We start from the raw sequence: 13,619 nt of genomic DNA on the forward strand, positions 1-13,619 counted from the left end.
ATCGCGCCCAATTGAGGAGTGCCGAACAAAGGTTAGAAATAGCTGAAATTAAATTGATTTTGGCAGGAAACATTAAACTTCTACCTTTTCTTGTTCGCAAAAGATCAACAATAACGATTATGCTCACCCAACTGACCGAGCAACCAGCTCAGTCTTGTGTAGTTTTACTACTCGTATATACATTCGAAAGGCTGAAATGGCCGACGATTTGTAGTAAAACTACAGGACGCCGAAGCAACCTTCGGCCACCCAAGAATTTATGTCGTCTGCCCACAAGGCCAGTCGCAAACTTCAGGCAACCGATTCTGGTAGCCTTTCCGCCCTGGAGCAAGCCATGCAAGACCTCGATCCCGTCGAAACCCAGGAATGGCTGGACGCCCTGGAATCGGTTCTCGACAAAGAAGGCGAAGACCGTGCTCACTATCTGATGACCCGTATGGGCGAACTCGCGACCCGCAGCGGCTCGCAACTGCCCTACGCCATCACCACGCCATACCGCAACACCATCCCCGTTACCCACGAAGCACGCATGCCTGGCGACCTGTTCATGGAACGCCGCATTCGCTCGCTGGTACGTTGGAACGCCATGGCGATGGTAATGCGCACGAACTTGAAAGATTCTGACCTGGGCGGTCATATCTCCAGCTTCGCTTCCAGCGCAACCCTGTATGACATCGGCTTCAACTACTTCTTCCAGGCCCCGACCGACGAACACGGCGGCGACCTGATCTACTTCCAGGGTCACACCTCGCCAGGCGTCTACGCCCGTGCATTCATGGAAGGTCGGATCAGCGAAGAGCAGATGAACAACTTCCGCCAGGAAGTCGACGGCCAGGGCCTGTCGTCCTACCCGCACCCTTGGCTGATGCCTGAATTCTGGCAGTTCCCGACCGTATCCATGGGTCTGGGCCCGATCCAGGCGATCTACCAGGCGCGTTTCATGAAGTACCTGGAAGCCCGCGGTTTCATCCCCGAAGGCAAGCAGAAAGTCTGGTGCTTCCTGGGCGACGGCGAGTGCGACGAGCCGGAATCCCTGGGCGCCATCTCCCTGGCCGGCCGCGAGAAGCTGGACAACCTGATCTTCGTCATCAACTGCAACCTGCAGCGCCTCGACGGCCCGGTTCGCGGCAACGGCAAGATCATCCAGGAACTCGAAGGCGTGTTCCGCGGTGCTCAGTGGAACGTGACCAAAGTCATCTGGGGCCGTTTCTGGGACCCACTGCTGGCCAAGGACGTCGACGGTATCCTGCAACGTCGCATGGACGAAGTCATCGACGGCGAGTACCAGAACTACAAAGCCAAAGACGGCGCCTTCGTTCGCGAACACTTCTTCAACTCGCCTGAACTCAAGGCAATGGTTGCCGACCTGTCCGACGACGAAATCTGGAAACTCAACCGTGGCGGCCACGACCCGTACAAGGTCTATGCGGCGTACCACGAAGCGGTCAACCACAAAGAACAACCGACTGTCATCCTGGCCAAGACCATCAAGGGTTATGGCACCGGTGCCGGCGAAGCGAAGAACACCGCGCACAACACCAAGAAAGTCGATGTCGACAGCCTGAAGTCGTTCCGCGATCGCTTCGACATCCCGGTCAAGGACGAAGAGCTGGAGAACCTGCCGTTCTTCAAGCCGGAGCCGAACAGCGCCGAAGCCCGCTACCTGAGCGAGCGTCGTGCCGCACTGGGCGGTTTCGTGCCACAGCGCCGCGCCAAGAGCTTCAACATCCCGACGCCGGCACTGGATACCCTCAAGGCTATCCTCGACGGCTCGGGCGACCGTGAAATCTCCACCACCATGGCCTTCGTGCGCATCCTCGCGCAGCTGGTCAAGGACAAGGAAGTCGGTTCGCGCATCGTGCCGATCATCCCGGACGAAGCCCGTACCTTCGGTATGGAAGGCATGTTCCGCCAGTTGGGCATCTACTCCTCCGTCGGCCAGCTCTACGAGCCAGTCGATAAAGACCAGGTGATGTTCTACAAGGAAGACAAGAAGGGCCAGATCCTCGAAGAAGGCATCAACGAAGCGGGCGCCATGAGCTCCTTCATCGCTGCCGGTACCTCGTACTCCAGCCACAACCAGCCAATGCTGCCGTTCTACATCTTCTACTCGATGTTCGGCTTCCAGCGTATCGGCGACCTGGCTTGGGCAGCAGGCGACAGCCGTACCCGTGGCTTCCTGATCGGCGGCACCGCCGGCCGCACCACGCTGAACGGCGAAGGCCTGCAACACGAAGACGGTCACAGCCACATCCTGGCGGGCACCATTCCGAACTGCCGCACCTTTGATCCAACCTACGGCTACGAGCTGGCGGTGATCATCCAGGACGGCATGAAGAAGATGACCCAGGACCAGCAGGACGTTTTCTACTACATCACCGTGATGAACGAGTCCTACCAGCAACCTGCCATGCCGGCCGGTGTCGAGGAAGGCATCATCAAGGGCATGTACCTGCTCGAAGAAGACACCAGGGAAGCGGCGCACCACGTGCAACTGATGGGCTCCGGCACCATCCTGCGCGAAGTGCGTGAAGCGGCGAAGATCCTGCGTGAAGAGTTCAACGTCGGCGCCGACGTGTGGAGCGTCACCAGCTTCAACGAACTGCGCCGCGACGGCCTGGCCGTAGAACGCAACAACCGCCTGCACCCAGGCCAGAAGCCTGCCCTGAGCTACGTCGAAGAATGCCTGGCTGGCCGTAAGGGTCCGGTCATCGCATCCACCGACTACATGAAGCTGTTTGCTGAACAGATTCGCCAGTGGGTCCCGTCCAAGGAATTCAAAGTCCTGGGCACCGACGGTTTCGGGCGCAGTGACAGCCGCAAGAAGCTGCGTCACTTCTTCGAAGTCGACCGTCACTTCGTGGTGTTGGCAGCCCTGGAAGCCTTGGCTGACCGTGGTGAGATCGAACCCAAGGTGGTGGCCGATGCCATCGTCAAGTTCGGGATCAACCCGGAAAAACGCAACCCACTGGACTGCTGAGGAGACTTTTTGTGAGCGAACTCATTCGCGTACCTGACATCGGCAGCGGTGAAGGTGAAGTAATCGAGCTGTTTGTGAAGGTCGGCGACACCGTCGAAGCCGACCAGAGCATCCTGACCCTGGAATCGGACAAGGCGAGCATGGAAATCCCTGCTCCCAAGGCCGGCGTGGTCAAGAGCCTGAAAGTGAAGCTGGGCGATCGCCTGAAAGAAGGCGACGAACTGCTGGAGCTGGAAATCGGAGGCGCCGCTGATGCAGCCCCTGCGGCGGCACCTGCTGCCGCTGCCGCACCCGCACCGGCTGAAAAACCCGCTGCCGCTGCCGAGGCGCCTGCCGCCCCGGCCGCTGCACCGGCCGCCGCCAGCGTCCAGGACATTTATGTCCCGGACATCGGTTCGTCGGGCAAGGCCAAGATCATCGAGCTGCTGGTCAAGGTCGGCGACACCGTCGAAGCCGACCAGTCGCTGATCACCCTGGAGTCCGACAAGGCCTCCATGGAGATCCCATCGCCGGCTGCCGGCGTGGTGGAAAGCATCGCGGTCAAGCTGGAAGACGAAGTCGGCACTGGCGACTTCATCCTCAAGCTGAAAGTCCAAGGCGCAGCGCCTGCCGCCGCACCGGCTCCGGCCGCTGCTGCTCCGGCGGCCAAGGCTGAAGCGGCTCCGGCCGCCGCGGCGACACCTGCACCGTCCGCCCCAGCCGAGGCCGCACCGGCCGCTGCCGCTGCTGCACCGGCGCCAAGCGGTGCCAAGGTTCACGCCGGCCCTGCCGTGCGTCAATTGGCCCGTGAGTTCGGCGTCGAGCTGAGTGCCGTATCGGCCAGCGGCCCACACGGTCGCGTGCTCAAGGAAGACGTGCAGGCTTACGTCAAATCCGTGATGAACAAAGCCAAGGAAGCTCCGGCTGCCGGCAATGCTACCGGTGGCGCGGGCATTCCGCCGATCCCGGTCGTGGACTTCAGCCGCTTCGGCGAAACCGAAGAAGTGCCGATGACCCGCCTGATGCAAATCGGCGCGTCGAGCCTGCACCGCAGCTGGCTGAACATCCCGCACGTGACTCAGTTCGACCAGGCCGACATCACCGACCTGGAAGCTTTCCGCGTTGCGCAGAAAGCCGTGGCCGAGAAGGCCGGCGTGAAGCTGACCGTACTGCCACTGCTGCTCAAGGCGTGTGCGCACCTGCTCAAGGAGCTGCCGGACTTCAACAGTTCGCTGGCGCCAAGCGGCAAGGCGCTCATTCGCAAGAAATACGTGCACATCGGCTTTGCGGTCGACACCCCGGATGGCCTGCTGGTACCGGTCATCAAGAACGTCGACCAGAAGAGCCTGCTGCAACTGGCTGCCGAAGCTGCGGCGCTGGCTGCCAAGGCCCGCGACAAGAAGCTCACCGCCGACGACATGCAGGGCGCGTGCTTCACCATCTCCAGCCTCGGCCACATTGGCGGCACTGGCTTCACGCCAATCGTCAACGCGCCGGAAGTGGCGATCCTGGGCGTGTCCAAGGCGACCATCCAGCCGGTATGGGACGGTAAAGCGTTCCAGCCGAAGCTGATGCTGCCGCTGTCGTTGTCCTACGATCACCGTGTGATCAACGGCGCCGCTGCTGCACGCTTCACCCAGCGCCTGAGCCAACTGCTGAACGACATCCGCACCATTCTGCTGTAAGCGCTCGTGGGCCTCCCCTTCCACGGAGAGGCCCGGTTACACCGATTTCCGAGCGCCACGCTCGTACCTCAACCCCGCCATTTGGCGGGGCTTTTTTTGCCTGGGTTCAGGGTCGAAAATTAGACACGCCGAACAGGTTTGTACACCTTCCGTCACCCCAATTGAAGAAAGCCCTCGCGCAGCCGATAACACGGTTATAGCACTTAGCCTTCATCCTCTCTTGTCAGCCCGCGCCGCATGATGCAACCTTGCCGTAGGCAGCAAAAAAGAGGGCGTAAGCCCGGCGCCGTGCGCGACATTTCAAGTGAGTTTCCCCCATGAAAAGCCAACCCGATGTCGCTCGTTTGGCGGCCGAGGTAGTGACGCAGTTACCGGTGCCTTCGCGCCTCGGTATGCTGCGTTTCGAGCGGCTTAATGAGGCAAGCTGGGCCCTGCTCTACCTGGACCCGAACTGCGAGCGCCAATTCGGCCTGCCGGCGGTGGAGCTGTGCGCCTTGATCGGCACGCCCTACGCCAGCCTGATGGAGCCCCGGGCACGCTATCAACTGCACGACACCATCCAGCAACAGCTGACCCAGAGTGCTCATTACCTGGTGCGCTACACCCTGCACACCAGCGACGGCCCGCTGAGCGTGCTGGAAATGGGCGAAGCCTACAAACAACACAATCGCCACCTGTTGCGCGGCTACCTGATGGTGGTCGACGGCCTGTTCAACGAAATACCCGCCCCCACGGCGGATCTGGAAAGCCAGAACACCCGCCTGCAGATTGCTCTGGAGCTCAACCAGCACGCCCAGCAAGTGCAACTGCAGCATCTGGAACGGGTCCGCGCCCAGCAGGAGCTGATCCTGCTATTGGCTCGCCAGCGCTACACCACCAATAATTCCCTGCAGGAAGCCGCCGAGCTGATCACCCGCAGCGCGTGCGATATCTATCAGATCGACTGCGCCAGCATCTGGAACCTCGAAGAACAGCGCCTGGTGCCGATCTCGGCCTACAACCGCGCCGACCAACGGCACCATTTGCCGGAACCGATCGACGCCAGTGGCTTCCCCGATTACCTGGAAGCCCTGCAAACCAGCCGCGCGATCGACGCCACCAACGCCATGCGCGACCCGCGCACCCGGGAAATGGCCGACAGCCTGCGTGCCAAGAACATCTATGCAATGCTCGACGCCAGTATCCGCATCGATGGTCAAGTAGTCGGCGTACTGTGCCTGGAACAGGGTGGCAGCGTGCGCGCCTGGCAGGCCGATGAAATCGCCTTCGCCGGCGAGCTGGCCGACCAGTTCGCGCAAGTGATCAACAACCACAACCGCCGTACCGCCACCAGCGCCCTGCACCTGTTCCAACGGGCAGTGGAACAAAGCGCCAACGCCTTTCTGCTGGTCAACTGCGACGGCGTGGTGGAGTACGTCAACCCCAGCTTCACCGCGATCACCCAGTACAGCGCCGAAGAAGTGCACGGCCACCGTCTGGCCCATCTGCCGGCGCTGGAGAATCTCAGCGAGCTGCTGTTCGACGCGCCATCGAGCCTGGCCAAGAGCAACAGTTGGCAGGGCGAATTCAAGAGCCGCCGCAAAAACCTGGAACCCTACTGGGGCCAGTTGTCGATCTCCAAGGTGTATGGCGATAACCGTGAGCTGACCCACTACATCGGCATCTACGAAGACATCACCCAGACCAAGCTGGCCCAGCAGCGCATCGAGCGCCTGGCCTATACCGACAACCTGACCAACCTGGGCAATCGCCCGGCGTTCATCCGCAACCTCGACGAACGCTTTGCCCGCGACAGCAACACCCCGATCAGCCTGCTGCTGGTGGACATCGACAACTTCAAGCGGATCAACGACAGCCTCGGCCACCAGACCGGCGACAAGCTGCTGATCAGCCTGGCCCGCCGCTTGCGCAACAGCCTGAGTGCCGGCGGCAGCCTGGCGCGCTTTGCCAGTAATGAATTCGCCGTGCTGCTCGACGACACCGACCAGGAAAGCGGCCAGCAGGTTGCCAGCCAGTTGCTGGCGACCCTCGACAAGCCGATGTTCGTCGACAACCAACTGATCAGCGTGACCGGCTCCGTGGGCCTGGCCTGTGCGCCGCTGCATGGCCGCGACCCGCAAACCCTGATGCGTAACGCCGGCCTCGCATTGCACAAGGCCAAGGCCAACGGCAAACACCAGGTGCAGGTGTTTACCGAAGCGCTGAACGCCGAAGCCAGTTACAAGCTGTTCGTGGAAAACAACCTGCGCCGCGCCCTGACCCAGAACGAGCTGGACGTGTTCTACCAGCCCAAGCTGTGCCTGCGTAGCGGGCGCCTGCTGGGCATGGAGGCGCTGCTGCGCTGGAACCACCCGGAAAAAGGCATGATCCGTCCCGATCAGTTCATCAGCGTGGCCGAAGAGACCGGGCTGATCATCCCGATCGGCAAGTGGGTCGCGCGCCAGTCCTGCCGCATGAGCAAGCAACTGAGCGCCGCCGGCATGGGCAACCTGCAGGTGGCGATCAACCTGTCGCCCAAGCAGTTCTCCGACCCGGACCTGGTGGCGTCGATCGCCACGATCCTCGCGGAAGAAGGGCTACCGGCCGACCTGCTCGAACTGGAGTTGACCGAGGGCCTGCTGCTGGAAGCCACCGAGGACACCCGCCTGCAACTCGACCAGTTGAAAAGCCTGGGCCTGACCCTGGCCATGGATGACTTCGGCACCGGCTACTCGTCGCTGAGCTATTTGAAAAAATTCCCCATCGACATCATTAAGATCGATCGCAGCTTCATTCATGAAATCCCGGACAACCAGGACGACATGGAAATCACCTCGGCAGTAATCGCCATGGCCCACAACCTCAAGCTCAAAGTGGTGGCCGAAGGCATTGAAACCGCCGAGCAGCTGGCGTTCCTGCGCCGGCATCGTTGCGACGTGGGCCAGGGCTACCTGTTCGATCGGCCGATCCCCGGCTCGGAGCTGATGGAGAAGCTCAGACGCTATCCTCGTGGGCCAATCGCCTGACAGCGCTGTAACACTCGGGCACACTGGCTGTCTGACTCCTTACCGATAACTCAATCTGACTGAGAGGACTGCTCATGGTCTTGCGCTCGGAAATTCTGGTGAACAAAAACGTGCTCCCTACTCAAGAACAAGCTTTGCCTGGCCGCGAAACCCCGATGACGCTGCCAGAGACGCACTTCGTCAACGGCAACCCGCTGCTGGGCCCGTTCCTCGACGACGTTGGTTTCGCGATCTTCGGCCTGGGCTGCTTCTGGGGCGCCGAACGCAGATTCTGGCAGCGCGATGGCGTGGTCAGCACCGTGGTCGGCTATGCCGGCGGCTACACACCGAACCCGACCTACGAAGAAGTCTGCTCGGGCCTGACTGGCCACAGTGAAGTGGTGCTGGTGGTATACGACCAGGCCAAGGTCAAATACGAAGACCTGCTGAAGATGTTCTGGGAACTGCACGACCCGACCCAGGGTATGCGCCAGGGCAACGACATCGGCAGCCAGTACCGCTCGGTGATCTACGCCACCACGCCGGAGCAATTGGCGGCGGCCAAGGCCAGTGCACAGGCCTATCAGGCCGAACTGACCAAGGCCGGCCTGGGGACGATTACCACGGAAATCGACGAAGCGCCGACGGTGTACTTCGCCGAGGCGTATCACCAGCAGTACCTGGCGAAGAATCCCCAGGGCTACTGCGGGATCCGCGGCACTGGCGTGACCTGCACGATCTGATGCTTGACTGAAACAAGCAAGCCCGCTGTGGCGAGCGGGCTTGCCATAGCCATAACCACAGCGGGTTACTCGGCGATAAGCCAATCCATCTGCCAGCCGCCCTGGGTCTGGCCCAGCTTCTTGGACAGCCACGGCAGCAACTCACGCAATTCTTCTTCCAGGCCCCACGGCGGGTTGGCGATCGCCAGGCCCGAGCCGGTCAGGGTGTCCGGCGTATCCAGCGGATGCACCAGCAATTCCACGCGCAACAGCTTCGGCGCACCGGTACCGGCCAGGTCCTGGTAGAAGCGACGCAGCATGCGCTGGTCTTTGACCGGGTACCAGATGGCCGCCACGGTCTGGCGCATACGCCCCACCGCTTCCTTGAGCGACGCGGCGCAGCGCTGCATTTCATCGAGTTTCTCGAACGGCGGGTCGATCAGCATCAGCGCACGTTTTTCCGGCACTGGCAGCAAGGCGCGCGGCACATGCCAGCCTTCGCCCAGGTGCACCTTGACCCGACGATCGCCCTTCATGTTGTCCTTGAGCAGCAGGCCGTCTTCCGGGTGTTTTTCATTGAGCAACACGCGATCCTGGGGGCGCGTGAGGCGCCGTGCCAATTCCGGCGAACCGGGGTAGTAGCGCAACTGGCCATCCGGGTTCATCTCGTGCAGCACCCGCATGTAATCGGCGGTCAGGGGCGGCAGGTCGGTTTCGCCCCACAGGCGCGCGATGCCTTCCAGGTATTCACCGGTGCGGTTGGCCTGGTCGCCCTGCAGGTCGTACAGACCGATCCCGGCGTGGGTGTCGAGGTAGGCGAACGGCTGCTCCTTGCGCGACATCAGGGCGATGAGGCGGGTCAAGGTCAGGTGTTTGAAGACATCGGCATGGTTGCCGGCGTGAAAGGCGTGACGATAATTCATGGTTGCTCCTGCGCAGGCGGCGAAGTTTACCTTCTACGGGCGCAAAGGTGCAGGGCCGCATGCCGGGCGGTGTTTATATCGAAAAAACACGCGCCAGGTCGAAAAAAATCTAAGTGGCGACGCTGGCGTGGATTTATTGTGGCGGGCATTTCATCCAAGGAGGTCAATAACCACCATGAAAGACGCCACTATCGCGCTGCACCACGGCTTCAAGTCGGACCCGACCACCAAGGCCGTGGCCGTGCCGATCTACCAGAACGTCGCCTTCGAATTCGATAACGCCCAACACGGCGCCGATCTGTTCAACCTGGACGTGCCCGGCAATATCTACACGCGGATCATGAACCCGACCAACGACGTGCTGGAGCAGCGCCTCGCCGCCCTCGAAGGCGGCATCGCCGCGCTGGTCGTGTCCGCCGGCAGTGCCGCGATTCACTATGCGATCCAGACCCTGACCCGTGCCGGTGACAACATCGTCACCACCCCGCAACTCTATGGCGGCACCTACACCCTGTTCGCCCACCTGCTGCCCAGCTTCGGCGTGGATGTGCGCTTCGCCCGCGACGACAGCGCCGAGGCCATCGCCGAACTGATCGATGAGAACACCAAGCTGGTGTACTGCGAAAGCATCGGCAACCCCGCCGGCAATATCATCGACATCGAAGCCCTGGCCAACGTCGCCCACGCCCGTGGCGTACCGCTGATGGTGGACAACACCGTGGCCACGCCGATCCTGTGCAAGCCGATCCAGTTCGGCGCCGACATCGTGGTGCACTCGATCACCAAATACGTCGGTGGCCATGGCAACTCCCTGGGCGGTGTGATCGTCGACAGCGGCACCTTCCCCTGGACCCAATACCCGGAAAAATTCCCCGGCCTCAACCAGCCCGAGCCGGCTTACCACGGCGTGGTCTACACCGAAAAGTTCGGCCCCGCCGCCTTCATCGCCCGCGCCCGTACGGTGCCGCTACGCAACACCGGGGCAGCGCTCGCGCCGATGAACGCCTTTCTGCTGCTGCAAGGCCTGGAAACCCTGGCCTTGCGCATGGAACGTCACACTGAAAATGCGCTGAAAATCGCACAATTCCTGCAAGGCCATGCCGAGGTGGAATGGGTCAGCTACGCCGGGTTGCCGGATCACCCGCACCATGCGCTGGCGCAGAAATACATGCAGGGCAAACCGTCGGCGATCCTGTCGTTCGGCCTCAAAGGCGGCTACGAAGCCGGCGTGCGCTTCTACGACGCCCTGCAAATCTTCAAGCGCCTGGTGAATATCGGCGACGCCAAATCCCTCGCTTGCCATCCGGCGTCCACCACCCACCGGCAGATGAACGAACAGGAGCAGGCCAAGGCCGGCGTGAAACCAGAGATGATCCGCCTGTCGGTGGGTATCGAGGCCATTGAAGACCTGATCGACGACTTGCAACAGGCGCTGGGCTCAAGCCAACGCTGAAGCCAGGTGGTCGGCCAGCGCCTGATGGCTGACCTGCGATCGACGCGCAAAGTAGGCGACCTTGTGCCGCAAGGTCGCCGGCGTAAAGGCCGCGAACAGCTCCGGACGCTGCTCTTCGAGCCATTGCAGCAGGTTATCGATCAGGGTTTGCGGCGATTGCGCGGCGAGGTGCTCCAGCAAAGGGGCAGGCACTCGCCACCACGGACTGGGTTTGGCCGCCGTGACCGGGCCCGTCGCCCCCGCCAGCGGCTGGCCATTGACCAGATACCGCTGGAACACCGGCAATACCGTGCCCATTTCATCGCCCAGGTGTTGCACGATCGGCAAAAACTGCGCGCCGTCCCAGAAACGTAAGAACACCTCCCGGTCATCGGGCAGATAGACCTTGGTCAGCCCCTTCAAGTGCTCTATCACGGTTTCCAACGGGCTGGACGACACCGCTAGCCAGCCCCAGTCCGTTGCGGCAGTGGTGGTGATCCAATCGAGGAAAGCACTGCCCGGCTCAACCAGGGCAACGTAAGGCATCACCTCATCCCACTCGGCGTAGGCCGTGGCTGCCCAGATGGATTGCGGCGGTTCCCCGGCGGCCATGGCTTGCCAGGCGGCATAGGGCTTGGCCTCGCTGGCATTGCCCAGCACGGCATAGATCCGTTCATTGGCAAACAGAGGATGTTGGGCGAGCCAGGCGCCAGGCGTCATGGGTGAATGCATCAGGCTGGACTCCTTTGAAGGTGGGCAAGGTGGGATTGACCGCTGGCATCGCACTGGCCGTTCTTGCAGCGCTCGCACTCTTCGCAAAACGGCGCACTGCGTTTCAGGCTGGCCACCTGCGCACGGCTCAACGGTGCGGGAATCACCGCGAGCAATTGCGCCTTCCAACCCGGGATCAACGGCGCGGCTGTCGGCGCGGTCGCCCCGCCAAGCTGGATCGGCACACTGCTGAAAATCCCACCCGATGACAGCGTGATCGACTGCCCGCCGGCCTGGATCGTCACGCTCGCGCCCGCATCGATGACCACGCTTTGTCCCGCGCCGATCTGAATGGTGCGCCCGGCGCGCATCTGCTGCGAGCCGCCGACCATGAGGTGATCGTCCTGCTTGAGTTCGATCAGGCGATTGCCATGGGTGATGCGCTGCTCCTCGCCCTGTACCTCATGGTGCGACTCGCCGCCCACCTTGACCTGGCGCCGGTTGTCCACCTGCACCTGCTGGTCGTGCAATACATGCTGGGTCCAGTCGCGCTGGGCACGCAGATAGATTTCTTCGGCGCCCTTGCGGTCTTCGATGCGCAGTTCGTTGTAGCCACCGCCGCCGGGGCTGCTCTGGCTGCGAAAGATGCTGCGGGTCTTGTCCGCCGGCAGGTCGAGGGGCACCGGGGTGGCCGCGTTGGCCAGGCAGCCCATCACCACCGGCATGTCCATGTCGCCATTGACGAAGCCCACCAGCACTTCCATGCCGACTCGCGGGATCAGCACCGCGCCATAGCGATCATGGGCCCAGCCACTGGCGACCCGCAGCCAGCAACTGGAATGGTCGGTGTGATCCCCAGCTCGATCCCAGGCCAGTTGCACCTTGACCCGACCGTATTCGTCGCAATGAATTTCACTGTCGACAGGGCCCGTGACCACTGCGCTCTGATAGCCCGAAAGGGTCGGGCGCGGCAGCGCAGGCAACGGCGGGCGAAAGATCGCATCCCACGGCGCGGCGACAAATTCATTGCGATAGCCCTGACAAAAATCCCCACCGACGACCTCGGTGACGACTTCCTCCAGCACCTGGGGTTGCCGGCCCTCGTGGGTGACTTGGCGGACCAGCCACAGGTCATTCCATCCTTGGCGCGGATGGCCGGTCAGTTTGAGGAAGCGGCCACTGCTCAACGCCGGCTCGTCACCATTGCCATGAGCCAGTCGATAATCACTGCGCTGACGCTCCAACCCGCGCTGGGCAAGGTATTTGCCGTGGGTCCGGTCGCTGAAGTGGCCGGGATAAACCTGTTCTTCAAGCCTGGGAAGCCGTTCGACGCGGACTGCGCTTTCCATCTCGATGTGCGGTTTGCGCCAATCGTAATCGCGCAGGTTCACTGCAGTGGTCCGCGTCACCAGCTGCACGGCAAAGCGCTTGATCGTCGGCGTGTCCGCCACCATTCCGGAGCCGGCCTCATAGGGTGTGGGCCGATCAGCCTGGGCGAACACCGTCTGGTCATCGCCGAATACCAGCAGATGGCCTTCGGACGAATGCTGGAAGTGATAGTGAATGCCCAACTCGGCGCACAGCCGCTCGATGAACGCCAGATCGGTCTCGCCGAACTGCACGCAATACTCCCGTTCAGGGTAAGTACCGCTCAGGCGGAACTCGAATTGGTCACTCTGAATACCGTGCCCCGCCAATACCTGCGCCACGATCTGCGGCACCGTCTTGTGCTGGAAAATGCGCTGGTGATGGCTGTGCCGCAAATACGCCAACTGCGGCACCAGGCTGAGCCGATAACGGGTGAGTCGCCGCCCGGAATCGCCCTGCGCCACGCTATAGACCAGGCCATGCACACCATGGCCGCGATCGTCGAAACTCAGATACGCCTGGCGATTGAGCACCCGTTCCAGGTCCAGATCAGGCCGCTCGCTGACCAACTCCAGGTTGAAACAATAGGGCTGACTGATGGCGTCGGTGCCGTGGAACTCGAACACCTTGAAGTCACTGGGCACCCCATCGAGGGTCAGGGTAAAGGCACTTTGATTGGCAGGAGCGAACATCCGGTGTTTCTCTGCAGAGGGGTAGGCGGCGGATTTTGCACCATGGCTCCACGCTCTAGAGCGGGCCCCGGATAAATCAGTAAAGCCCTACACACGGGCGCCTGAACCTTCTGCGGATCGGGTCGGCACGCAGGCAAAAAAAG

General features: G+C 61.9%; 8 protein-coding genes. 5 read left to right on the plus strand and 3 right to left on the minus strand.

Annotated features, from left to right (window positions below; translation table 11 throughout):
* Positions 1–334: 334 nt before the first annotated feature.
* From aceE to msrA, 4 genes are all read left to right on the plus strand, one after another.
* Positions 335–2,980: a pyruvate dehydrogenase (acetyl-transferring), homodimeric type gene (gene aceE, locus BLR63_RS20250; RefSeq protein ID WP_010563261.1), complete on the plus strand. Its 2,646-nt coding sequence runs from the start codon at positions 335–337 to the stop codon at positions 2,978–2,980.
* A gap of 11 nt (positions 2,981–2,991) precedes the next feature.
* On the plus strand, positions 2,992–4,644 hold the full coding sequence (gene aceF, locus BLR63_RS20255; protein ID WP_010563260.1) for a dihydrolipoyllysine-residue acetyltransferase: 1,653 nt from the start codon (positions 2,992–2,994) through the stop codon (positions 4,642–4,644).
* 317 nt (positions 4,645–4,961) lie between these two features.
* On the plus strand, positions 4,962–7,649 hold the full coding sequence (locus tag BLR63_RS20260; protein WP_010563259.1) for a putative bifunctional diguanylate cyclase/phosphodiesterase: 2,688 nt from the start codon (positions 4,962–4,964) through the stop codon (positions 7,647–7,649).
* 74 nt (positions 7,650–7,723) lie between these two features.
* Positions 7,724–8,371: a peptide-methionine (S)-S-oxide reductase MsrA gene (gene msrA, locus BLR63_RS20265; RefSeq protein WP_010563258.1), complete on the plus strand. Its 648-nt coding sequence runs from the start codon at positions 7,724–7,726 to the stop codon at positions 8,369–8,371.
* A 65-nt stretch (positions 8,372–8,436) separates the two neighbouring features.
* On the opposite strand, the gene BLR63_RS20270 is transcribed toward msrA, so the two are convergent.
* Complete coding sequence (locus BLR63_RS20270) at positions 8,437–9,273, minus strand: 23S rRNA (adenine(2030)-N(6))-methyltransferase RlmJ (RefSeq protein ID WP_010563257.1); 837 nt, start codon at positions 9,271–9,273, stop codon at positions 8,437–8,439.
* 175 nt (positions 9,274–9,448) lie between these two features.
* Here BLR63_RS20270 and BLR63_RS20275 point away from each other — a divergent pair, with 175 nt between their 5' ends.
* On the plus strand, positions 9,449–10,726 hold the full coding sequence (locus BLR63_RS20275; protein ID WP_010563256.1) for an O-acetylhomoserine aminocarboxypropyltransferase/cysteine synthase family protein: 1,278 nt from the start codon (positions 9,449–9,451) through the stop codon (positions 10,724–10,726).
* On the opposite strand, the gene BLR63_RS20280 is transcribed toward BLR63_RS20275, so the two are convergent.
* A complete protein-coding gene (locus BLR63_RS20280; protein WP_010563255.1) occupies positions 10,712–11,437 on the minus strand; it encodes a DUF4123 domain-containing protein in 726 nt (241 codons plus the stop codon). The genes BLR63_RS20275 and BLR63_RS20280 overlap by 15 nt on opposite strands.
* Complete coding sequence (tssI, locus tag BLR63_RS20285; RefSeq protein ID WP_010563254.1) at positions 11,437–13,476, minus strand: type VI secretion system tip protein TssI/VgrG; 2,040 nt, start codon at positions 13,474–13,476, stop codon at positions 11,437–11,439. The genes BLR63_RS20280 and tssI overlap by 1 nt, the downstream gene beginning before the upstream one ends.
* Positions 13,477–13,619 lie beyond the last annotated feature (143 nt).

The sequence above is a fragment of the Pseudomonas extremaustralis genome (assembly GCF_900102035.1).
Classification (GTDB): Bacteria; Pseudomonadota; Gammaproteobacteria; order Pseudomonadales; family Pseudomonadaceae; genus Aquipseudomonas; species Aquipseudomonas extremaustralis.

Excerpts from the sequence above, each read along its gene's own strand:
- aceE (WP_010563261.1), top strand. The coding sequence starts at position 335 with ATGCAAGACCTCGATCCCGTCGAAACCCAGGAATGGCTGGACGCCCTG.
- BLR63_RS20260 (WP_010563259.1), top strand. The coding sequence starts at position 4,962 with ATGAAAAGCCAACCCGATGTCGCTCGTTTGGCGGCCGAGGTAGTGACG.
- msrA (WP_010563258.1), top strand. The coding sequence starts at position 7,724 with ATGGTCTTGCGCTCGGAAATTCTGGTGAACAAAAACGTGCTCCCTACT.
- BLR63_RS20270 (WP_010563257.1), bottom strand. The coding sequence starts at position 9,273 with ATGAATTATCGTCACGCCTTTCACGCCGGCAACCATGCCGATGTCTTC.
- BLR63_RS20275 (WP_010563256.1), top strand. The coding sequence starts at position 9,449 with ATGAAAGACGCCACTATCGCGCTGCACCACGGCTTCAAGTCGGACCCG.
- BLR63_RS20280 (WP_010563255.1), bottom strand. The coding sequence starts at position 11,437 with ATGCATTCACCCATGACGCCTGGCGCCTGGCTCGCCCAACATCCTCTG.
- tssI (WP_010563254.1), bottom strand. The coding sequence starts at position 13,476 with ATGTTCGCTCCTGCCAATCAAAGTGCCTTTACCCTGACCCTCGATGGG.